This window comes from Azovibrio restrictus DSM 23866 (genome assembly GCF_000429665.1).
Classification (GTDB): Bacteria; Pseudomonadota; Gammaproteobacteria; order Burkholderiales; family Rhodocyclaceae; genus Azovibrio; species Azovibrio restrictus.
In genome coordinates this window covers 66,254-86,218 of sequence record NZ_AUCH01000019.1, presented here as the reverse complement: position 1 = coordinate 86,218, position 19,965 = coordinate 66,254, and the positions used below count along the sequence as shown (strand labels likewise).

Annotated in this window: 23 protein-coding genes, 2 rRNA genes and 1 other RNA gene; 13 read left to right on the top strand and 13 right to left on the bottom strand. The window is 58.0% G+C overall.

Features of this window, described 5'->3' with window-relative positions; all coding sequences use genetic code 11:
- From G474_RS0115715 to G474_RS0115660, 13 genes are all read left to right on the top strand, one after another.
- Positions 1 to 109, top strand: a 23S ribosomal RNA gene (locus G474_RS0115715); the annotation flags it as partial.
- Between the two features lie 104 nt (positions 110 to 213).
- A 5S ribosomal RNA gene (gene rrf / locus G474_RS0115710) occupies positions 214 to 326 on the top strand.
- A 271-nt stretch (positions 327 to 597) separates the two neighbouring features.
- Positions 598 to 696, top strand: an RNA gene (ffs, locus tag G474_RS22905) — signal recognition particle sRNA small type.
- A 27-nt stretch (positions 697 to 723) separates the two neighbouring features.
- Positions 724 to 2,358: a DNA polymerase III subunit gamma/tau gene (gene dnaX / locus G474_RS0115705; protein WP_026687797.1), complete on the top strand. Its 1,635-nt coding sequence runs from the start codon at positions 724 to 726 to the stop codon at positions 2,356 to 2,358.
- Between the two features lie 15 nt (positions 2,359 to 2,373).
- Positions 2,374 to 2,697, top strand: a complete 324-nt coding sequence (locus tag G474_RS0115700; protein WP_026687796.1) for a YbaB/EbfC family nucleoid-associated protein — start codon at positions 2,374 to 2,376, stop codon at positions 2,695 to 2,697.
- Positions 2,698 to 2,701: 4 nt separating this feature from the next.
- Positions 2,702 to 3,301 (top strand): recombination mediator RecR, encoded by a 600-nt coding sequence (recR, locus tag G474_RS0115695; protein WP_026687795.1) that lies wholly within the window; start codon positions 2,702 to 2,704, stop codon positions 3,299 to 3,301.
- Between the two features lie 84 nt (positions 3,302 to 3,385).
- A complete protein-coding gene (gene petA, locus G474_RS0115690; protein ID WP_026687794.1) occupies positions 3,386 to 3,982 on the top strand; it encodes a ubiquinol-cytochrome c reductase iron-sulfur subunit in 597 nt (198 codons plus the stop codon).
- A 2-nt stretch (positions 3,983 to 3,984) separates the two neighbouring features.
- Positions 3,985 to 5,286 carry a cytochrome b gene (locus tag G474_RS0115685; protein WP_026687793.1) on the top strand — a complete coding sequence of 434 codons (1,302 nt, stop codon included), beginning with the start codon at positions 3,985 to 3,987 and terminating at the stop codon, positions 5,284 to 5,286.
- A 5-nt stretch (positions 5,287 to 5,291) separates the two neighbouring features.
- Entirely contained in the window at positions 5,292 to 6,011 is a 720-nt protein-coding gene (locus G474_RS0115680; protein WP_026687792.1) for a cytochrome c1, read from the top strand.
- 75 nt (positions 6,012 to 6,086) lie between these two features.
- Entirely contained in the window at positions 6,087 to 6,683 is a 597-nt protein-coding gene (locus G474_RS0115675) for a glutathione S-transferase N-terminal domain-containing protein (RefSeq protein WP_026687791.1), read from the top strand.
- Positions 6,683 to 7,105 carry a ClpXP protease specificity-enhancing factor gene (locus tag G474_RS0115670; RefSeq protein WP_026687790.1) on the top strand — a complete coding sequence of 141 codons (423 nt, stop codon included), beginning with the start codon at positions 6,683 to 6,685 and terminating at the stop codon, positions 7,103 to 7,105. The genes G474_RS0115675 and G474_RS0115670 overlap by 1 nt, the downstream gene beginning before the upstream one ends.
- 139 nt (positions 7,106 to 7,244) lie before the next feature.
- Positions 7,245 to 8,231: a DNA-binding protein YbiB gene (gene ybiB / locus G474_RS0115665; RefSeq protein ID WP_026687789.1), complete on the top strand. Its 987-nt coding sequence runs from the start codon at positions 7,245 to 7,247 to the stop codon at positions 8,229 to 8,231.
- Positions 8,232 to 8,242: 11 nt separating this feature from the next.
- Entirely contained in the window at positions 8,243 to 8,647 is a 405-nt protein-coding gene (locus G474_RS0115660) for a sirohydrochlorin chelatase (RefSeq protein WP_026687788.1), read from the top strand.
- A 36-nt stretch (positions 8,648 to 8,683) separates the two neighbouring features.
- Here the strand turns inward: G474_RS0115660 and G474_RS21195 are convergent, their stop codons facing one another.
- The 13 genes from G474_RS21195 to G474_RS0115600 form a co-directional block, all read right to left on the bottom strand.
- Entirely contained in the window at positions 8,684 to 8,956 is a 273-nt protein-coding gene (locus tag G474_RS21195) for a hypothetical protein (protein ID WP_043464786.1), read from the bottom strand.
- 178 nt (positions 8,957 to 9,134) lie between these two features.
- Entirely contained in the window at positions 9,135 to 9,896 is a 762-nt protein-coding gene (locus G474_RS0115650; protein ID WP_026687787.1) for a fused MFS/spermidine synthase, read from the bottom strand.
- Positions 9,897 to 10,235 carry a hypothetical protein gene (locus G474_RS21190; protein ID WP_051282359.1) on the bottom strand — a complete coding sequence of 113 codons (339 nt, stop codon included), beginning with the start codon at positions 10,233 to 10,235 and terminating at the stop codon, positions 9,897 to 9,899.
- 19 nt (positions 10,236 to 10,254) lie between these two features.
- Entirely contained in the window at positions 10,255 to 10,860 is a 606-nt protein-coding gene (locus G474_RS0115640; protein WP_026687786.1) for an SCO family protein, read from the bottom strand.
- A 10-nt stretch (positions 10,861 to 10,870) separates the two neighbouring features.
- Complete coding sequence (locus G474_RS0115635) at positions 10,871 to 11,344, bottom strand: copper chaperone PCu(A)C (RefSeq protein WP_026687785.1); 474 nt, start codon at positions 11,342 to 11,344, stop codon at positions 10,871 to 10,873.
- Between the two features lie 65 nt (positions 11,345 to 11,409).
- Entirely contained in the window at positions 11,410 to 11,808 is a 399-nt protein-coding gene (locus G474_RS21185; protein ID WP_156919306.1) for a DUF2946 family protein, read from the bottom strand.
- 73 nt (positions 11,809 to 11,881) lie between these two features.
- Positions 11,882 to 13,171 (bottom strand): hypothetical protein, encoded by a 1,290-nt coding sequence (locus tag G474_RS21180; RefSeq protein ID WP_051282358.1) that lies wholly within the window; start codon positions 13,169 to 13,171, stop codon positions 11,882 to 11,884.
- 192 nt (positions 13,172 to 13,363) lie between these two features.
- The gene (locus tag G474_RS0115620; RefSeq protein ID WP_084513805.1) at positions 13,364 to 14,644 is read right to left on the bottom strand and encodes a type II secretion system protein GspD; all 1,281 of its coding nucleotides are present in this window, start codon (positions 14,642 to 14,644) and stop codon (positions 13,364 to 13,366) included.
- Positions 14,623 to 15,624: a zonular occludens toxin domain-containing protein gene (locus G474_RS22240; RefSeq protein ID WP_051282357.1), complete on the bottom strand. Its 1,002-nt coding sequence runs from the start codon at positions 15,622 to 15,624 to the stop codon at positions 14,623 to 14,625. Before G474_RS22240 ends, G474_RS0115620 begins: the two co-directional genes overlap by 22 nt.
- Entirely contained in the window at positions 15,624 to 15,953 is a 330-nt protein-coding gene (locus G474_RS0115610; protein WP_026687783.1) for a DUF5455 family protein, read from the bottom strand. The genes G474_RS22240 and G474_RS0115610 overlap by 1 nt, the downstream gene beginning before the upstream one ends.
- Before the next feature lie 11 nt (positions 15,954 to 15,964).
- A complete protein-coding gene (locus G474_RS23570) occupies positions 15,965 to 17,635 on the bottom strand; it encodes a hypothetical protein (protein WP_156919305.1) in 1,671 nt (556 codons plus the stop codon).
- 128 nt (positions 17,636 to 17,763) lie between these two features.
- On the bottom strand, positions 17,764 to 18,012 hold the full coding sequence (locus G474_RS0115605) for a hypothetical protein (protein WP_026687782.1): 249 nt from the start codon (positions 18,010 to 18,012) through the stop codon (positions 17,764 to 17,766).
- A gap of 654 nt (positions 18,013 to 18,666) precedes the next feature.
- The gene (locus tag G474_RS0115600) at positions 18,667 to 18,978 is read right to left on the bottom strand and encodes a hypothetical protein (RefSeq protein ID WP_026687781.1); all 312 of its coding nucleotides are present in this window, start codon (positions 18,976 to 18,978) and stop codon (positions 18,667 to 18,669) included.
- Positions 18,979 to 19,965 lie beyond the last annotated feature (987 nt).

The following is a 19,965-nucleotide window of genomic DNA, read 5'->3' as shown; positions in this document are numbered from 1 at the left end:
TTTAAGCCCCCTGTAGGGTCGTCGAAGACCACGACGTTGATAGGCTGGGTGTGGAAGCGCAGTAATGCGTTAAGCTAACCAGTACTAATTGCCCGTGCGGCTTGATCCTATAACCTTGAATCAACACGATTCAATGAAACAACTGTAGCAATCACCTCTACAAACCTTCTACCCCATTTTGCGTTCAGCTAACCCCTGAACATACAAGTTACGCTTGGCGGCCATAGCGTCCCGGTACCACCCCTTCCCATCCCGAACAGGACCGTGAAACAGGACCGCGCCAATGATAGTGAGCTTCCGCTCGCGAAAGTAGGTCACCGCCAAGCACCCATTCAAACACCCCGCTAGATACCTTCTAGCGGGGTGTTTACTTTTGTAATCCAGACCAACCACCTCCATCTCCTCAATAGAAATACTCCACCCCGCTCAAGCTAATTGCCGATTACGCAGCCATGACAGCATTGGGGGCATCCGGATCGGGCAATACTGCGATTAAAGTTGATCCGCCCCTTCAGACTTCCGGCGCTTACATCGCCGAGTCATGAAATATCGGTTTTGCCGAGCGGCAGCCGGCCGGGCTGTGATAGAATCGTCCCCGGCGGGTCTCCCCGCATTGCAGGGTGGTGAATCTGGTCAGGTCCGGAAGGAAGCAGCCACAGCCATTATCTGCAAGTGCCGGGGGTTAGGCTCGCCACTTTCTTTTTCTTCTCTGGATCTGAGTGCATGGGCTATCAGGTTCTTGCCCGAAAGTGGCGTCCTCGTAATTTCTCGACATTGGTAGGGCAGGAGCATGTGGTCAGGGCACTGACTCATGCGCTGAACGAGAGGCGCCTGCACCATGCCTATCTCTTCACTGGTACCCGCGGTGTCGGCAAGACCACCATTGCCCGCATCCTGGCCAAGTCACTGAACTGCGAGACCGGAGTCAGCGCTAATCCCTGTGGGCATTGCTCTGCCTGCCAGGAGATCGATGCTGGTCGTTTTGTGGATTTGCTTGAGGTGGATGCGGCCACCAACACGCGGGTCGAGGAGATGCGGCAGTTGCTGGAAAATGCCGTATATGCCCCAACCCGGGGGCGTTACAAGGTGTACGTCATTGACGAAGTACACATGCTTTCCACGTCGGCCTTCAATGCCATGCTCAAGACGCTGGAAGAGCCGCCGGAGCACGTGAAATTCATTCTGGCAACCACTGACCCGCAAAAAATACCGGTCACGGTCCTGTCGCGCTGTCTGCAGTTCAATCTCAAGCAGATGCCGGTTCCCTCCATCGTGGAGCATATGGGCCGTATTCTTGGCGCAGAGGATATCGCTTTCGAGCCAGAAGCCTTGCATGCCCTCGCTCGGGCGGCATCGGGCAGCATGCGCGATGCCCTTTCCCTGCTGGATCAGGCCATAGCCCATGGCGCCGGGCGGTTGGAGGCCGGGTTAGTGCGGGACATGCTCGGGACCGTGGATGCCGCCTATCTGCTGGATATTCTCGAGGCTTTGGCCCAGGGTGATGGCGCCAGGATGCTCGCCATAGCAGAAGACATTCAGGGGCGCAGTTTGTCCTGTGCCAATGCTCTGCAGGAGTTGGCGGTATTGCTGACCCGGCTGCAGGTACTGCAATTGGTTCCTGGCATGGAAACGGCGGATTCCACTGCGAGAGAGCGTCTGGTACGCCTGGCACGGCACTTTTCTCCGGACTTCATTCAGCTGGCCTATCAGATTGCAACGCTGGGGCGCCAGGAGTTGCCCCTGGCTCCCGACGAGTACAGCGGTTTTGTGATGGTGTTGCTGCGCCTGCTGGCCTTTGCGCCCGTGGGGCAGGAGGAGGGGCTATCTAGGCCGGTTGCAGCGGCCGGGCGTCGGGCCTTGGCGGATAGTGTGAGCGCTGGCGCTGCCGCAGTGCTTTCCCGGGCCCAGGAACTGCCCCGGGCTGCTCCTGGGGCGGATGCGCTAACTCCGGCTTCTCAAGCTTCCGCGGTTCTGGATGTGAACCAGGATTGGCATGCGCTGGTGTCCACACTGAATGTGAGTGGCATGGCCCGGGAACTTGCGCAGCACTGTGATCTCGTGAGCCGCGATGGAGTCCAATGTCTCTTGCAATTGTCTCCAGCCCATCGGCATCTGCTTTTCAAGCCGGCCCAGGACAAGCTGCAGCAGGCCTTGGCCGAGCGCTTGGGCCAGGACGTGCAATTGCGCATAGAAGTTACCGAGGTGGCACGGGCTACCCCGGCCCAGGCTGCCGAACAGCACCGGCGTGAGCGCCAGGAGATGGCCATCGCGGCCATAGAGGCGGATCCCTTTGTGCGTGATGCAATTGAAACCTTTGACGCTTCCCTGGTGGAAGCATCTATCAAACCTATTGATTGACAGGAGTGCATGCAAATGATGAAAGGCGGGATCGCGGGCTTGATGAAACAGGCCCAGGCCATGCAGGCCAATATGGCCAAGGCCCAGGAAGAGCTGGCATTGCTGGAAGTGGAGGGGCAGGCTGGCGCGGGAATGGTGAAGGTGGTCATGACCTGCAGCCATGATGTGCGGCGGGTCAGCATTGATCCTTCCGTCATGGATGACAAGGAGATGCTGGAAGATCTTCTCGCTGCTGCCTTCAACGATGCCGTTCGCCGGGGCGAGGCCGTGAGCAAGGAGCGTATGGCTGGATTTACTGCCGGCCTGAATCTTCCCCCCGGCTTCAAGTTGCCGTTCTGATGCCGTGACGCCAAGTGCACTCGAGGGCCTGATCCAGGCCCTTCGCTGTTTGCCTGGCGTGGGCCCCAAGTCGGCCCAGCGCATGGCCTACCATCTGTTACAGCACGATCGAAAAGGCGCTCTCCAGCTAGTGGCAGCCCTCAACAATGCCCTGGAGGGAGTGCGCCACTGTCAGCGGTGTAACACCTTTTCCGAGCAGGACATCTGTGACCGCTGCAGCTCGCCCAAGAGGGATGCTTCACTCCTGTGCATCGTCGAAACTCCGGTGGACATGAACATGATGGAGCAGACCCTGGCTTACCAGGGTTTGTACTACGTGCTCATGGGTCGGGTTTCTCCCCTGGATGGCATGGGGCCCAGACAGTTGGGCCTGGAAAAGCTGATGGAGAGGGTGCTGGATGGTGTGGTCAAGGAAGTCGTTCTCGCGACCAATTACACCAATGAAGGCGAGGCTACGGCCCATTACCTGTCCACCTTGCTGGCCGAGAAAGGCATAAGGGTCAGTCGGTTGGCCAGGGGGGTTCCGGTTGGAGGGGAGCTGGAGTTCGTGGACCCAGGTACTCTGGCCCAGGCATTCCGGGAGCGTAGAACCGTCGACGAGTGAGGAAAGCCCTTTTTACATGTGGGGTTTGCTTGGCGTATAATCAATAAGTTTGGTTTATCTGGTTTAACGTTAGGGATCAGCGCTATGAGCAAAGAAGGAAAAATGGACTGCGGCAGGCGGCGATTGATCGTCGCTACTGCTGCGGTCGGGGGTGCGGGTGCGTTGGCGGTCCTGGTGCCGTTCGTGTCTACCATGCTCCCGTCCGAGCGGGCCAAGGCGGCAGGGGCTCCGGTCGAAGTGGATATCAGCAAGCTCGAACCCGGGCAGATGGTAACCGTAGAATGGCGGGGCAAGCCTGTCTGGATCATCAACCGTACCCAGGCCATGCTGGATACCTTGCCGCAGTTGGATGGCGAGGTCGCTGATCCCCAGTCCGATCGCAAGCAACAGCCCGAGTATTGCAAGAACGAGCACCGCTCCATCAAGCCCGAAATATTGGTGACCGTGGGTATCTGTACCCACCTGGGGTGTTCTCCTACCTCCAAGTTCAAGCCCGGTGTTGATGAAGGCATGACCCCTGACTGGAAGGGCGGCTTCCTTTGCCCCTGTCACGGTTCCACCTTTGACCTGGCTGGTCGTGTTTTCAAGGCCAAGCCTGCGCCGACCAATCTGGAAATCCCGCCGCACATGTATCTCTCCGATACCCGCATCCTCATCGGCGAAGATAAGAAGGGGGCTTAAGCATGGCTAATACCAATTTCGAAAAATACAAATCCGACGGTTCCCTGCCGGGCAACCTGCTGGAGTGGGTGGACGCCCGTTTCCCCGCCACTGCCATGTGGAAGGGGCACCTGTCCGAATACTACGCGCCCAAGAACTTCAATTTCTGGTACTTCTTCGGTTCCCTGGCCCTCTTGGTGCTGGTGATCCAGATCGTGACCGGTATTTTCCTGGTCATGCATTACAAGCCTGACGCATCCCTGAACGCTGCCGGCATTCCCGTGGCCTTCGCCAGCGTCGAGTACATCATGCGTGATGTGCCCTGGGGCTGGCTGGTGCGCTACATGCACTCCACTGGCGCTTCTGCCTTCTTCATCGTGGTTTATCTGCACATGTTCCGGGGCCTGCTGTACGGTTCCTATCGTCAGCCTCGCGAACTGATCTGGGTGTTCGGCGTGCTGATCTTCCTGTGCCTGATGGCCGAGGCCTTCTTCGGTTACCTGCTGCCCTGGGGACAAATGTCCTTCTGGGGGGCCCAGGTGATCGTGAACCTGTTTGGTGCCATTCCCCTGATCGGTGAGCCGCTCTCCATCTGGGTGCGCGGTGACTTCGTCATCGGTGACGCGACCTTGAACCGGTTCTTCTCCTTCCACGTCATCGCCATTCCCCTGGTGCTGATCGGCCTGATCGCAGCCCACATCCTGGCCCTGCACGAAGTCGGCTCGAACAACCCCGACGGTGTGGAAATCAAGAAGAAGAAGGACGAGAACGGCATTCCTCTGGACGGCATTCCTTTCCATCCCTACTACACGGTCAAGGATATCGTGGGCGTGGTGGTTTTCCTGATGGTCTTCTCCCTGGTGGTGTTCTTTGCTCCTGAGGGTGGTGGTTACTTCCTGGAATACAACAACTTCTTCCCGGCTGACCCCCTGAAGACGCCTCCGCACATTGCGCCGGTGTGGTATTTCACGCCTTACTACTCCGTGCTGCGTGCCATGGTCTGGAACTTCTTCGGCCTGGATGCCAAGTTCTGGGGTGTGGTGGGCATGGGCGCCTCCGTGGTGGTGTTTGCCTTCCTGCCTTGGCTGGATCGTTCCCCGGTGAAATCAATCCGTTACCGTGGTCCCATCTTCAAGTCTTTCCTGACTGCCTTCGTGATCTGTTTCTTCATCCTCGGTTATCTGGGTACGCAAGCTCCCAGCTACTGGGGTGAGAAGGTTTCCCAGGTGTGCACGGTGATCTACTTCGCCTTCTTCCTGCTGATGCCCTGGTATTCCAAGATCGATAAGTACAAACCCGAACCGGAAAGGGTCACCTGGAAATGAAAACCATGCGTAGCCTGAAAACTCTGTTTGCAGCCCTTCTGCTGGCGCCTACCCTGGCGTTTGCCGCGGGCGCCGCCCTACACCTGGACAAGGCTCCCGATGTCTCCGGTGATAAGGCTGCCCTGCAAAACGGCGCCAAGCTGTTCGTGAACTATTGCTTGAACTGCCATGGTGCCAGCGCCTTGCGCTACAACAAGCTGCTGGACCTGGGGCTCACCGAGCAACAGATCAAGGACAACCTGATGTTCACCACCGACAAGATCGGTGAGCAGATGAAGGTCGCCATTCGTCCTGAGGACGCCAAGAAGTGGTTTGGCGCTGCTCCTCCGGATCTGTCCCTGATCGCCCGTGCCCGTGCTTCCGCCGATGGTAGCGGTGCTGACTGGTTGTACACCTACCTGCGCAGCTTCTACCGGGACGACAAGCGCCCCACCGGGTGGAACAACGTGGTGTTTGCGAATGTGGGCATGCCGCACATCCTGTATGAACTGCAGGGTGAGCAGGTGTTGGGGCCTGACCACAAGCTGACGCTGGCTGTTCCTGGCCAGTTGTCTCCTGCCGAGTACGACACCCAGATCCGCGATCTGGTGGGCTTCCTGGTCTGGATGGGTGAGCCTACCTCCGGCTTGCGCAAGCAACTGGGTGTGGCCGTCCTGCTGTTCCTGGGCGTTCTGTTTGTCCTCGCCTATCTCCTGAAGAAGGAATACTGGAAAGACATCCACTAAGTATCCTCTGCTTCAAACCGGCATCGCCACCTGGTTAACCGGGGGCGATGCCGAATCTTTTTAGGTCAAGCTGCCATGATGAACCTTTATTCCGGGACCACCTGTCCCTTCAGCCATCGTTGCCGGATCGTCCTTTTCGAAAAGGGCATGGATTTCCAGGTCATTGATGTGGATATGTTTAACAAGCCGGAAGACCTGGCTGTCATCAATCCCCATAACCGCGTCCCGGTGCTGGTGGAGCGGGACCTGGTGCTGTACGAACCCAACATCATCAATGAGTACATTGACGAGCGTTTTCCCCATCCCCAACTGATGCCGGCGGATCCCATCATGCGGGCCCGGGCCCGGCAACTGCTGTCCGGCATGGAGCGGGAAATCTTTTCCTTCATCGAGCCCATCGAAAAGAACATCAAGGCCGCCGATAAGGCGCGTCAGGAAATCGCAGCTCGGCTGACTGAACTGACCCCCATCTTCAGCAAGCAGAAGTTCATGCTGGGTGATGATTTCTCCATGCTCGATGTGGCGGTGGCCCCCCTGCTGTGGCGCCTGGACCACTACGGCATTGATCTGGGCAAGGCTGCTGCGCCCCTGATGAAATACGCCGAGCGCATCTTCAGCCGCCAGGGCTTCATCGATGCCCTGACCCCCTCCGAAAAGGCGATGCGCAAGTAATGGACTTCAGCCAAGCTCCTGCCGATCTTCCGTCCACCAAGCCCTATCTGGTTCGCGCCATCTGGGAGTGGTGTAACGACAACGGTTTCACGCCTTACATGGCCGTGGAGGTGGATGGCTCTTGCCGCGTTCCCATGGAGTTCGTCAAGGACGGGCAGATCGTCCTGAACATCGGTATGGAGGCCACCAACAAGTTGCAGATGGGCAATGACATGGTGAGTTTCCAGGCCCGTTTTGGTGGTGTGGCGCGGGATATTTCCGTGCCCATGGCGCGGGTTGCTGCCGTGTACGCCCGGGAGAACGGTGCCGGCATGGCCTTCGAAGTGGAGGAGGTGTCGTCCCGGGAGGACGAGACCCCCGAGGATCCTCCGGAACCCCCGCCGCCTAGTGCCGGGCGCCCCCATCTACAGCGCATCAAATGAGTGATTCATGCCCCGCCATGGCGCGGGGTTTTTTTTGCTGCACTGTTTTGGCGCACACTGGAGCGAAAATACGGGGTTTTTCATGGCACGGCCGTTGCTAACGGCATTGCTGCCACAGGATAAAATCAAGGAGGAGCCCATGAATTTTGCCCAGTACATCAAGGAGATCGGGCGCGGCACCAGCGGCGCCGCCGACCTCTCCGAACAGGACGCCGAAAAGCTCTACGCTGCCATACTGGATGGCGGTGTGCCGGAGCTGGAGTTGGGGGCCATCATCCTTGCCCTGCGCATGAAGGGAGAATCCCGGGAGGAAATGTCGGGTTTCCTGCGGGCCGCCGAAACCCGGGCCTATGGCCTGCGTCGCCCTGCCACGGAAATCCGGCCCCTGGTCCTGCCTTCCTACAACGGTGCCCGCAAGGGAGCTAACCTGACACCCCTCCTGGCCCTGCTGCTGCAACGCTTCGGCGTGCCGGTATTGGTGCACGGGCTCCTGGAGGGTTATGGTCGGGTGACTTCCGGGCATGTGTTCCGGGAACTGGGGCTGATGCCGGCCGCCTCCCTGCATCAGGCTCAGCAGAGCCTGGATCAGGAAGGACTAGCCTTTGTCCCCCTGTCGGCCCTTTCGCCGGGGTTGGCGGAGCAACTGGCCTTGCGTTCCCGGCTGGGTTTGCGCAACTGCGCCCATAGCCTGGTGAAGATGCTGGATCCTTTCCAGGGTCAAGGGGTGCTGGTGGCAGCAGCCACCCATCCGCCCTATCTGGATCTGATGCGGGAAATACTGCTGCACAAGGGGCAGACAGCCCTGCTGCTGCGGGCCACGGAAGGGGAGCCCTTTGCCAATCCCAAGCGTCGTCCCCGCATTGAACTCATTCAGGAGGGAGATTGTCAGACCCTCTTCGAAGCAGAGCACGACAGCATCAAGTCCCTGCCGCATCTGCCTGAAGAAGCCGATGCCCGGGTCACTGCCCAGTGGATACGCCGGGTGCTCGATGAAAATCTGCCCCTGCCTCTGCCCCTGGCCAATCAGCTGGTTTGCTGCCTGCTGGCTAGTGGCTGTGCCAGGGATTTCCATGAAGCCAAGGCCCTGGTGGCCGTGGAGGCCAAGGTTCCAGGCCTCAATATCTGAGAGGAGTTCCCATGTCCGCAGTCTCGGCCCTGATCCTGTTTGGCCATGGGGCCAGAGACCCGGAGTGGGTCCAGCCGCTGCGGGCGGTACGGGATCGGGTGGCGGCTGCGCACCCGGACTCCCGGGTGGAGCTCGCCTTTCTGGAATTCATGAGCCCCGATCTGGCCGCCCGGGTGGCCGAGTTGGCTGCAGCCGGAATATCCCGCATCACGATCCTGCCCATGTTCATTGCTCAGGGAGGGCATTTGAAGCGGGAACTGCCGGAGATGCTGGCCGCGCTCCAGGCAGCCCATCCCGGGCTGAATCTGGAACTGGCTCCGGCCATCGGCACCACTGAACGGATCATCGCAGCCATGGCCGTTCAGGCGACCGATTACCTTCAGACAACCATGAATGCAACAAAAAACCCGGAATGATCCGGGTCGTGGGAGCGGGAAACGCTGATCCTGGTGTCAGCGAACGTGTTGGGGCAGGGGGTGCGTTGCCTTGAGGTGCTGGTAGGCCATGTGGCACCGGGCGGCTTTTTCCACGTCGCCGTGGGCCAGGGCATGGTTGAGGTTGTCCAGCACCATGGTGTGCAGGCTGCAGACTCCTTCCGGAGTCTTGAGTAGTTCGTTGCTCAGTTCGGCAGCAACAATGACAGGGATGTGTTCGTGTTCGGCGATGGCTTCGATTTCGCTGCAATCGAGGTCGCAAAAATCGAGACAGTCTTTGAGTGACAGCATGTGCTCCTCCTTTTCTGGCCAGCTACGCAGTAGACAAGACCCGTAGCTTGCGCCACGCGTATCGATGTTCTGATCGTGTCTTCCGCCTTGTGGTTGTTATGGGTGGAGGAATGCCTGATTTGTAGCTCAATCTCGGGTAAAAACCAAGGGCGCGGCGGGTGGCCGGGGAATGCCCGGATCAAAGCTTTAAATGGCCGTCCGGCAGGCTGTGGGACAGTTGCAGGCGGCTGATGCAGGGGCGCAGATCCAGGCCGGTGCGCTCCTTGATTTCCAGGGCCCGCGTCCGCATCGTTTCCAGCCGGGTCTCCACGGCTTCACCGCTGGCGGCAAAGGCGATGGCGTTGCCGCTGTCGCAGGAGGGAAAGACCATGCTGCGGCCTGCGAAAGCTTTGGCGAGGCGTCGGGCGGCGGCCTGGAAGCCCCGGCTGCGGCTGAGCAGGTTGACGGCCAGCAGGCCCCGGGGGCCCAGGGCCTGGCGGCAGGCTAGGTAGAAAGCCTCGCTGTCCAGGGGGCCGGGACGGCCGTTGGCGCCAAAGCCATCCAGCAGGATCAGGTCAAAGTGGGCGGCAGGAGCGGTATGCATCCACTGGGCGGCATCAGTGATGAGAATTTCCATCCGGGGGGCGCTGGTCGGCAGCTTGAAGAACTGGCGGGCTGCCGCGACCACCCCGGGATTGATCTCCAGCACCGTGAGCCGGGTTTCGGGAAAATGCCGGTGCATGAACTTGGCCTGGGAAGCGGCCCCCAGGCCCACGATCAGGCAGGTGCCGGGCCAGTCTTCGTGGGGGCGGAGCAGGAGGCCGGCCAGCATTTCCCGGGTGTACTCCAGCTCCAGGGACCAGGGGCGGGCAATCCGCATGGCGCCCTGAATCCAGTCAGAGCCAAAATGCAGGTAGCGCACGCCATCGGCTTCGCTGATGTCGATATCGTGTTCAGGCACTCAGCGTACTCCCCAGCTGTCATCGTCGCTCACCAGGCGCAGCTGATGTTCCTGCAGGGCTGCAGGCATCTGCAGGGTGAGCGGGTCCCAGCCTTCCAGTTCCAGCACCCGGGCCAGACAGGCCTCCATGATTTCCAGGCACTGACCCGCTGCCTGCGCTATGGTCTGGTGCACCTGGACATCCGTCGAGGTGTGATCCAGGCAATCCCGTTCATACTGCAGCAACTCCCTCAAGCCCAGCACCATGCGGCAGAGCTGGCTGGGGCAGGCACACTGATGCAGCAGTACCTGCTCCAGGATGCGGGTGACGTCCTCGTTGCTGTAGCTTTGCCGGGCCATGGTGCTTCCTCGTAGTAAGTCAGGGGGCCCGCTTCTGCAGCAGGGCCCGGATATCCTCGGCCATGGATTCGGGCGTGGCATCGTGGCCAATGGCCAGGCGCAGCCGGCCTTCCGGGTCGTAGGCGTAGGTGGTGACACTGTGGTCTATGGTGTAGGTGCTCGGCGTGCTGCCCGGATTGATCTTGTAGAACACCCGGAACTCCTTGGCTACGGCAGGGGTGTCCTCTGGGCTGGTCCGCAGTCCAAGAAAACTGGGGTGGAAGGCCGGCACGTATTCCCGCAGCAGCTCCGGGGTGTCACGTTCAGGGTCCACGGTGACGAACAACACCTGCACCCTGGCCGCATCGGAGCCCAGCAGCTCCATGACCCGGGCTGCCCGGGACAGGGCCGTGGGACAGACGTCCGGGCACTGGGTGTAGCCGAAGAAGATCAGCACCACCTGGCCGCGCCAATCGGCCAGGCTACGCTCCCGGCCCTCCGGGTCCTTGAGGCGGAAATCCCGGGCGAACTGGGGGTTGTTCACTTCGGTGGCGTGAAAGCGGGGCGTGGCCTGAGGCCTGTCGCAGGCAGCCAGAACCGTGGCTGCCAGCAACAGGACCGCCAGGCCGGGTTTGAATCCGGGCATGGCGGGTACCTCAGTGATGGTGCTGGTGGGCATTGGGCGCCGCCGGCGCAGCCACCGCATTCAGGGGGCGCACCTCTGCCTGCACCACCTGTTCCTGACGTTGCTTGCCCTCGTTTTCCAGCACCAGGGTGATGGCAACTTTCTCGCCCACCGAGACGGGCTTCTTCAGGTCCATCAACATGATGTGATAGCCGCCGGGTTTCAGTTCCGTCACCTTGCCGGGGGCCAGGGGCAATCCGGGCATGGCCCGCATTTTCATCACTCCGTCCTGGGTGACCATTTCATGGACTTCCACCACCCCGGCCACCGGCGAGCTGGCGCTCACCAGGGTCATGGGCGTGGCCGGGGAGAGCTTCATGAAAGCCCCGGTGGCTTTCTGCTGGGAAGTGGTGGCGCGCACCCAGGGGTCGGTGACGGTGACCTGGGCGTGGGCAAGCAGGGGGAGGAGGGCGGCGCAGGCCAGGGAAAGAATACGGATTTGCATGATACGAGTCTCCACGAATGAGATGGGGGAAAGGAGGTATGGGCCGGCTGCCGGGCCTCTACCTGTCAAGCGTGGAACAAGCGGGGGGGCGCCCGGGGGCGGGCCGCCGGATAGCGGAAATCGTGGACGGGAGCTGTATCGCCGGCGCTCTGCCAGTCATGTCCGGCAGCCACGGGGGCAGCTGGGGCCGCTCCCGGAGCGGGAGGAGCTGAGGCCTGCTGGGCCATGCCACACAGGGGGCAATGGAACTGAGGAAGCGGTTTGCCGTCATCCGGGGCCTGGCCCGACCAGACGATGCCCTGGGGCGTGCAGATGGGGGCGGCCCCGGACACCAGCCAGGCTGCCTGGTGTCCGGCGGCCACCGGAACCGCTAGCTGTTGCAGGAACCACGCCAGCAAGGCCAGCCCCAGAGCCCGGGAAAACACTGCAGGGAAGGACGAACGGCGCACGCACAAACCCCTCATTTGGTCCCCTCGACAGGAACCCCAAAGCCGCAATTCTGCATCATCCTGGCCATTATGTCGTGACTGGTTCGTGTTACGCCGCCTTGCCGTACAGAGTACGCAGCTGCAGCGACTTGCAAACGAACTCGAATATATCCGATTCCTTGTACCTGGCTAAGCGGGAATAGGCCCTGTTTTCAAAGTAGCGCTCCAAATCCTCATAGACGCCGCTGTCCTGGAGGCACTTGAACGCCCGGGCCGGGGTGAAGCGGTTCCTGGCGTAGATGGACAGGAGATTGCCGACGGCCAGCATCAGGTTCTTTTCGTTGCCAAGGCCCGGGGTTTTCTTCACCCGCTTATACATCACGTCACCCCGAGGGGCCGAGAACTCCACCGACTCTATGAGCAGCTGCCACATGGGATCAAGGTAACGGATAAAGCCCGACTCGTTGCGAGTCTCCAGGCGGAAGGAGTTCAAGCCGTATTTCCACAGACCCTGGAGGTGTTGAGACACACCCAGGACGCCAGACCAGACATTCCCCTGGAGGGTAAAGCCGTATTCCATGCCCTGGGCCACTCCCCGGCCAAACTCTGCCAGCACGGAGTGATGGAAGCGCAGCTCCAGGCGCCACACCGGTTTTCCTTCCTGATAGGCGGGCTTGTCGAAATCCTCCCCGGGGGTGCGCTTCCACACGTCCTGCCAGAAATCCAGCTTGTCTATGGCCTTGGCCTGGACGTCCTTCCGATACACGGCCAGCTGCACCGAGGCTGCAGACCCGACCAGATAGGACTGGCCCCGGTTGTAGGTGCTGGCAACTTCGCCCAGGTCCCAATACAGGAGCTTCTGGGAGTCATGGGACACGATGCGCCGGGCACGGGTTACCAGACGGTCCTGGAAGTCCCTGGGGGGCTCCCAGCCCTGCACGTCGATACACATATGGACAGCAACGCCGGATGTAGCCGGGTGGCTGATGAAGAAATGCCGGGCCAGGGCGTTCAGCTCCTTGGCTATCTGATCATGGGAACGGGGATAGAGCCAATGGGGGGAGGCTTCTATCTTCACGTGGGAGGCTGAATCCGCCTTATCGGCATAGCGGGACTTCACGAAGCAGATCAGCCCCAAGTCTGAATTCTGCAACCGGAACTGGTAGCCGGAAGCCCCACCGGAGCCAATGGCCCAGGGATGGCCCGCCAGCTCGATGCACTCGCCGAAGCCTTCGAGGTAGAGGGATTCTATGGTTTCCAGCAAATCAGCCTGGAGCGTGCCCGTGTATAGCTGCTTCACGGTATCCAGCCCCTGATGGAGAACCCGGACGCCTTCCAGGTTGCACTGGCCCAGCTCGGAGAGGAACAAACGTCCATTGGGGTCCTGTTTGTTTTCCATCAAGGATTGGACGCTGTACCGATCCCACAGCCTGACTTGCTTGTTCATGTTCGCCCTTTCTAATGTGACCTAATGTGGAGTAACTGCCGCCTACTCTTCTCTTTCTGTGAGACGTGCTACAGGCCCGTCTCCTGGGCGCCCGGTGGGGGGGCGCCGACCGCTCCGCGCCTGGCGCTCCCCACCGGGCGCCCCTCATATCGGCACCCGTGACACCTCTAGCATCAGCATCAGTTGCGTATTGCTTTGGGAGTCCGACTTGGAGCGCATCCAGTCGGGTAGGAACGAAAGCCCAGAGGAAGAGGCAGATTCCTTGTTTTCATCTAGGCCACCCATCAACAGCACCTGACTTTCCGACAAATCCACGACCGTTTCCAAGTCCCGCTTGATGATGGTCGGGCTATCAATCCCGCTTGTGGTAGTGCGGCTAAAGTTGCTTACCTGCTGGGCCAGCTTGATCAGTACCCGATCCCTGAAAATCCTTGGCGTTACTTGGAAAATAACCCCGGCTGATCTGTACTCGATAGATTGGAGGGCGTTACCGTTATCGTCATAGGACACAGCGCCCCGGGTAGGGACTTCCGAGCCCACGACTATTTTTCCCGTATGACCATCCGCAACGACTAGCCGGGGTTCCGTAACGATGCGGAAACGGGTATCCCCCTCCAGGGCAGATACAAACGCTTCGACAGAACTATTCTTGATCTTGACGAAGTTCTGATCCATGACCCCACCGGCTAGCGACACACCGAGTTTGGAGCCCAGGAGATTGAGCGCTAGCCCTACATTGAACGATTCATCCCCGGACGTGGAGAGCTCCACCAAAGCCGCGCGAATGGTTACCGAGGGGGCAGGGATATCTACCTTTTCCAGTAGTGCCATGACCTTTTCAACGCGGTCTGGTGGCCCTGTAATCACCATTACGTCCTGCGTCAAATCGGCTGCAGCTTGAACCACCTGAGTTTGTACTGCCATCGGCTGGGCCTGGGCAGTGTTAGCAGCAGGCTGGCCTGCCTGGAGCTGAACAGGCTGGGGCTGTTGAAAGGCAAGCTGGCTTGACCGATCAACGACACCGGCAAGGGCCTGGAGATAGGCGACCGACCTAAAGCGAGGTTGATAAACCTCCACAATATCCCCAGGGCTATAGCCTCCCGGGGCTTCTGTTCTGGCAACGTCAATGTAATAGACCTTTTCCTTTTCTGTGACGACCAGACCGGAAAAGGCCAGCACTTGAGAAAGAACAGAAGGAACCGCATCGCGTGACTGAACATCAACACGCATTGATATAACTTTTTCAATCAAAACAGCGTCAGGGGACAGCACATAAGAGCGCCCAAGGATTTCCCCATAAACCGCCTGGACGAGCTGAACGACTGGAACCTTGTCAAATTTCAATGCAATGGGTTCAGCAAAAGCAGCTGATGATAACAGCGCCAGGAATAGAATCCGCCAAATCATAATGCCCCCCTTACCCATAAGCCCTGCTGAATTTCATATTCCGCCTGACCATTGGAAAAACGTTTAACTGAAATGGCTATTAAATCCCGGCCATCCGACAGCAAGACATGGGTTTGACCATTCACTTGATAAGAGCCAAAAGCAGAAATTGAAGGGTCAAAGGATTTTTCTTGTTCCGCAGGTTTTTTAATGGATTCGGGAGCAGGGGAAAACAGGTGCCGAATCTCAGCCGATCCAAAGCCTATGATGAAGCCAATAATTAGCATTCCAAAAATGACCTTTTTCATACGCTGCCACCATGTCAAATAACGGCCTTTTATATCGTAAGCCGATAGATAGAAAAATCCGGCCCCATTGGGAATCCCTATCTCAGGATTCAAAACCTGCAATGTGTTATAGCCTTTGTATAAATCACTGCCTGTAAATAGCTCCCTGTCACACAAGGGCGCCCTGGGATGGCTCCCTAGTCTGATAATGACTCTGTGCATTTTTGGGAGTTTTGCGGTTCCGTAGGTCAGCCGACTGACAAAGGGAATCATCATTCCCTCTAAATTGACGGCATAGCCGAAACGCTCGAACAGGGCTTCCCTAATCTGGGAGTCAATCATGTTTGAATGCTGGGCGAGCATGCATAAATCCCAGCCGAATTTCCTAGACTGAGCCAGCCAAGCAATTAGCTCAATGCGCCCCTTTTTATCCTCGTTCCAGGAGCGTGAGTTAATGAAAGCGGCGCATTCATCAAGCAGCAATAGGCCGTTTCTCTTTTCATTAACAGGGTCAGGATTGCCCAGGGGCATGGCTTTCAGATCAGACGCCAGGGGCCAATCCGGCAAACGGTAGGGGCGCACCTTGTTGAAAGGCGGGGCCAAATGCTCAACAAACAAATCAACGTTTGTTGCCACCATGCGCCCCTCCCTGATGTAGCGCCGGACCATGGACATAGCAAACAGGGTTTTACCCTGGCCCCGCTTCCCTGTCAGTAGAAGGCCCTGAGTCATTAGAAGCCCCAGATTCGCAACGTTTCCCGAAGCTGGGCCCGGTGGGCTTTGTAGATCATAACGGCAAGATCAAAACCTATGACCGCAGAGAAAACGGCCTCTGCATTATCGGGCCATGCCAGAAAATAGCCCATCCAGAAATAGGGGTTATCAATTGAATAGACAAGGCCAAGAACCAGGGCTTTAGCTAACAGGAAAAGTGCAGTTAATAAGCCAATGTAGGCCACCATGAAGGCGGCGATTCGGGCAACCCTAATGGAGAATTTTGCGGCGAAATAGGCAACTATTCCACTAAAGTAGCTGGCAAAAAACTTATAAATATGGCCCATGTTGATCCCCTTTAATCCGAACTGTTAGAGCGGGTTACGCGCTTGTAAATGTACAACGCGGCAAGTGCATAAACGAGCCATGACATGAATTCCCTAAATTTTTGGGCCTTGTCACAGAATTCAATTGGAACGGAGCCGGATAGCCCTTTAAATGGCCCCCTTGTCATAGATATGCTAATCATGATGTTTTCACAGGCTATGTGATTGGTGGGCCATAGCTTGGGGAGGAAGTTGGTAAAGCCAAAGTTATTGGAGCCGTTTTTATCCACATACTTGGAAAGGTTATCAACGGCTTCCTGTTCCTTGCCCTTTAGTTCATCCAGTTTTTCCGTGGCTTCTTTGTCCTTTCCTTCAAAGCCCGAATCATCAATTGAACACGGAGGCTGACCACTACCCCCACAGCTGCCCGAGCTGGAGCCAGTGCCAAAAGAACCGCCATAGATAAACTTCCCTGTTTTTGATTCGGATACATCGCCAACAGTGGCGCCATTGCCGGAGCTTGAATAGGTGCCTGTATTTATGGTTTGCCAGTTCTCGCCATTTTTGCTTGTGATGGTATAAGTTCCATCCGCATTTCTTACTATCTCTGTTTCCCCATCTGCACTTTTCATCATTGCCATATTGCCATTAACTGTAAGCCGATCAGCAACGGCCTTGCAGTTAGGGTTATTGGCATCTGTCTGGAAATTACCGTTTTTAAAAATGACTTCACAGGGGGTAGTAGCGGGTTTGGTTTGCTCTCCAGTCATGCAGGAACCGGTAGTTGAATTGTAGGAGTAACCATCCGGGCATAGCTTGACCATCCGCTTGTAATGAACTGCTACGCTATTGTTAGCGCCATATTCAAGCTTATCGACCTTGTAACCTTCCGCAAGCGGCTGCAACACGTTATTGGCATGGGATTCACTAACGGTGAATGCACGACTAGGGTCAATGCTGCCCGTACAGGTGTAGTTAACGTTTTGGCATTCGGGAAGTGACCCACTGTAAAAATCAGTAGCAATCCAGTCGAATCTGTGTGAATTGTCAGAGCTGATAATGCTGTATTCCTTTTTGGCGAGCGTGGCGCTTGTGTACTTCTTAGTGGTGGCCCGAGCATTCCAATATGAATAGGTGCTTCCTCCAAAAATATCCTCATAAGCCAGTGACTCTTCGGGAGTAAGCATCGCATCATCTCCTAGGCTGTATATGTCCTTAACTTTTTGTCCTGTGCTGGCGTATACAACCGCCCCAGTTATTGCCACAAGATTTCCTGTAACAGGCGGGGCTGTATTTGGATTCAAGCTTTTGGGAGTGGGGTCCGTTTCCCCTTCCTTGGGATCATTCCACTTTTCCGGGTCTGGATTAGCCCGCTTGGGATTCTCGCTGTTCATGTGCACAACAACCTGGGCCTTGCCCTTTGCGGTTGCAGATTCGGGGTTTTTGTCGGCCAGCATAATGGCCCCCACGGCACCAACAGTTGCCACCGTTTCGGCTATTTTCCAGACTTGAACATTGGCTGCAGCCGAACGACCGAGCACAACAACCGTGCTAGTAATCGGGGTGGCCAGGAAACGGAGGGAACTAAAAGTAATCCCTGCCCAATAAATAAGCCCTGCAAAAGGGCCAACCGCCAAAGCTGCACCAGAGAAACAAAGAAGAAAAACTAAAATTGCTTTGCGTTTGTTCGACTTGGCAAACATGGATTCCCCCTGCTGAAACGGAAACCGCTACCCAATAAAAATGGGGAGCCACTGGGGCTCCCCTGGTAGCCCACCCACAGGGCCTACCCTCCAGCAGCCCACCCACAGGGCCTGCTGGAAACTGCAGATCAGCCAAACATCGTGTTCCAGAACTTCTTCAGGAGCTTCGGCGCGGTGATCAGGGCCATGATGCCCAGCATGTAGGGCCAGAACTTGGCGATCAGGTCAGCGGTAGTGTCCTGCATCTGGGTAAGGCCAGTGCCCAAGGCTGCCGTCATGTCCGCAGTCAGGACAGACGCAGCCTGGGCAGAGCTGACAGCCATCAGACCGACGGCCAGGGCGAGAAGGGCGAGCAACTTTTGTTTCACGGTGTTCATGGTGTATTACCTCCTGGCACTATAAAAAATCTGTTTCCGGCCGTGCCAAACCGAAAACAGATGAATCAAGATGTTAAATCCCGCCCTAATAGATCAAACGCCCTGAATACATAGCCTATTCCAAATCCAACCCCCCAGAATGCTACGCCATACCCCAGTAGCTGAATATCCATTATTTCCTCCCTTGGGCGAAGCCCATAAAGAACAAGAACAACATGGCTAGAGGAATCAATATGTCCTGAACCGGGAGGCTTGAAAATACCCCGGAATTGCTTTCGATCTCGCATGTATTAAGCCGGAGGGATGTAGTATCAAGACCGTTGTAAACAGAATTGTTGCTTATGCGAGTGGTGTAGCTGACTTTTAGCGTGGAGGTTGATTGGTCAAAGTTGTAGCTTGTAATGTAGGTCAAGTAATAAAGCTGGCTGGAGTTTGAAACGGGAATTGGTAATTCAGAATAAACAGAATCACGAAGGCCGATTGCATCCAGGCAATTCCCCTTGTAGTACCAGCCGGAGGCCATCAGAGGCCCCCTTTGGAATTTGTCCCGCTTACACTTGCGGGGACGGCTTTGGCCGGGAGGGAAAGGGCGGGGGACCTTCCCGGCTTGGGCACCGACTGACGGCCCGTAACTTGTTCATTCCCCCGCATGGGTCAGGCTGCCTTGCGTTCCGGGGGCAGCTGCTGGCCCTTGACCGGGGATGCTTTCAGGACGCGAACCGCAGCCTTGCCACGGGAGCCCCGGGCAAACTCCACTTCACAGTCAAACTGCATCGGGAAGCCGTAGCCCCGGAATTGCTCGAAAACGGCGTACTTGCCGCCGAACTCCACGACCTCGATTCCGAGGACATCCTCGTTTTCTCCATCGGTTTCCTTCTGGGCATAGACTTTCACGCCGCTGATACCGTCGAAGCTGAACCGGGAAACGCCCAGCACGTTCAGGCGCATGTTTCCCTTCATGGTCATTTCAGTACTCATTTCACACCTCACTTTTCATACTCCCCCTGGTAGGTTGCCGAGCCCGGACGGGGGAGCCTTGTCCGGTGGCGGTTAATTGATCCCAAGGGTTACCCGGGAAGGGACGAGAAGAAGGCGTACCGCCTTTGCTCCACGATCCATTGATCAGTCTTTAGGTGCTTCCAGCTGAAGGGACGGGGGCGGGTTTGCCGTGCGTAGTGCAGGGCATCCTGCAGCCGTACCAGGGGCAGCGCCGCCAGGGGGGCCATGGGGCCGGGACGGAAGCGGCCCACGACATAGGCCCAGGGGTCCCTTGGGAAAAACCACACCACCGATTCCCCGGGGGCTTTCCCGACTGCCTGCCGCGCCTTTCCCTTTGCCCACAGGCTGAAGCCTGTGGACAAAGCGGCTTGGCGGCTCGACGATTCGGTGCCCGAATCGCCGACCCCAGTTATGCCTCCGGCGGCCCTGCCGGGGGCTTCCCCTTTAGATATAAGGTCCTTAAAACCTAAAACCTGCGCCCCCTGGCCCATGGGCGGGGCCTCTTTTCGGGTTATGCCCCCTCCCTCATAGGGCAGGGCCTCCTTCCTTCGGATCAGGGCTCCCCCCCTTCGGGTTAGGGCACCTTCCCCTTGGGGCAGTGGCCCTTTGCCCTGGAGGTGCGGGGGTTCCGTGGGCGGGGCGCCCCGCCCATGGGCCAGGGGGGCCGCGTTGCGTTTTACTTCTTCCAGCCGTGCTTCCCAGTCAGCACCACGCGCTTTCGCGTGATGGGCAGGACCTACGGCCCAGCGAGCTGGGCCTAGTCGCCGTAAAGCCTGTCCCGGGGCAAAAGGCGCCCCGGGCCATTTACGGCGCGCCTGTGGCGTCCTGCTTTCCTTCTTTTGCCGCCGGGGTTTGGCTTTTAAGGAGGAGGGGGGATAGGTAGGGGCCAGGGGCTGGGGGGCAGTGCTGGTTTGACCGCCCAGGCTGGCCGCGTCCTGGGGCCGGGCCAAAGCC

Bases quoted from the DNA above. Each gene is read 5' to 3' on its own strand.
- dnaX (WP_026687797.1), top strand. From the start codon at position 724: ATGGGCTATCAGGTTCTTGCCCGAAAGTGGCGTCCTCGTAATTTCTCG.
- G474_RS0115700 (WP_026687796.1), top strand. From the start codon at position 2,374: ATGATGAAAGGCGGGATCGCGGGCTTGATGAAACAGGCCCAGGCCATG.
- petA (WP_026687794.1), top strand. From the start codon at position 3,386: ATGAGCAAAGAAGGAAAAATGGACTGCGGCAGGCGGCGATTGATCGTC.
- G474_RS0115685 (WP_026687793.1), top strand. From the start codon at position 3,985: ATGGCTAATACCAATTTCGAAAAATACAAATCCGACGGTTCCCTGCCG.
- G474_RS0115680 (WP_026687792.1), top strand. From the start codon at position 5,292: ATGCGTAGCCTGAAAACTCTGTTTGCAGCCCTTCTGCTGGCGCCTACC.
- G474_RS0115675 (WP_026687791.1), top strand. From the start codon at position 6,087: ATGATGAACCTTTATTCCGGGACCACCTGTCCCTTCAGCCATCGTTGC.
- G474_RS0115670 (WP_026687790.1), top strand. From the start codon at position 6,683: ATGGACTTCAGCCAAGCTCCTGCCGATCTTCCGTCCACCAAGCCCTAT.
- ybiB (WP_026687789.1), top strand. From the start codon at position 7,245: ATGAATTTTGCCCAGTACATCAAGGAGATCGGGCGCGGCACCAGCGGC.
- G474_RS0115660 (WP_026687788.1), top strand. From the start codon at position 8,243: ATGTCCGCAGTCTCGGCCCTGATCCTGTTTGGCCATGGGGCCAGAGAC.
- G474_RS21195 (WP_043464786.1), bottom strand. From the start codon at position 8,956: ATGCTGTCACTCAAAGACTGTCTCGATTTTTGCGACCTCGATTGCAGC.
- G474_RS21190 (WP_051282359.1), bottom strand. From the start codon at position 10,235: ATGGCCCGGCAAAGCTACAGCAACGAGGACGTCACCCGCATCCTGGAG.
- G474_RS0115640 (WP_026687786.1), bottom strand. From the start codon at position 10,860: ATGCCCGGATTCAAACCCGGCCTGGCGGTCCTGTTGCTGGCAGCCACG.
- G474_RS0115635 (WP_026687785.1), bottom strand. From the start codon at position 11,344: ATGCAAATCCGTATTCTTTCCCTGGCCTGCGCCGCCCTCCTCCCCCTG.
- G474_RS21185 (WP_156919306.1), bottom strand. From the start codon at position 11,808: ATGAGGGGTTTGTGCGTGCGCCGTTCGTCCTTCCCTGCAGTGTTTTCC.
- G474_RS21180 (WP_051282358.1), bottom strand. From the start codon at position 13,171: ATGGAAAACAAACAGGACCCCAATGGACGTTTGTTCCTCTCCGAGCTG.
- G474_RS0115620 (WP_084513805.1), bottom strand. From the start codon at position 14,644: ATGGGTAAGGGGGGCATTATGATTTGGCGGATTCTATTCCTGGCGCTG.
- G474_RS22240 (WP_051282357.1), bottom strand. From the start codon at position 15,624: ATGACTCAGGGCCTTCTACTGACAGGGAAGCGGGGCCAGGGTAAAACC.
- G474_RS0115610 (WP_026687783.1), bottom strand. From the start codon at position 15,953: ATGGGCCATATTTATAAGTTTTTTGCCAGCTACTTTAGTGGAATAGTT.
- G474_RS23570 (WP_156919305.1), bottom strand. From the start codon at position 17,635: ATGTTTGCCAAGTCGAACAAACGCAAAGCAATTTTAGTTTTTCTTCTT.
- G474_RS0115605 (WP_026687782.1), bottom strand. From the start codon at position 18,012: ATGAACACCGTGAAACAAAAGTTGCTCGCCCTTCTCGCCCTGGCCGTC.
- G474_RS0115600 (WP_026687781.1), bottom strand. From the start codon at position 18,978: ATGACCATGAAGGGAAACATGCGCCTGAACGTGCTGGGCGTTTCCCGG.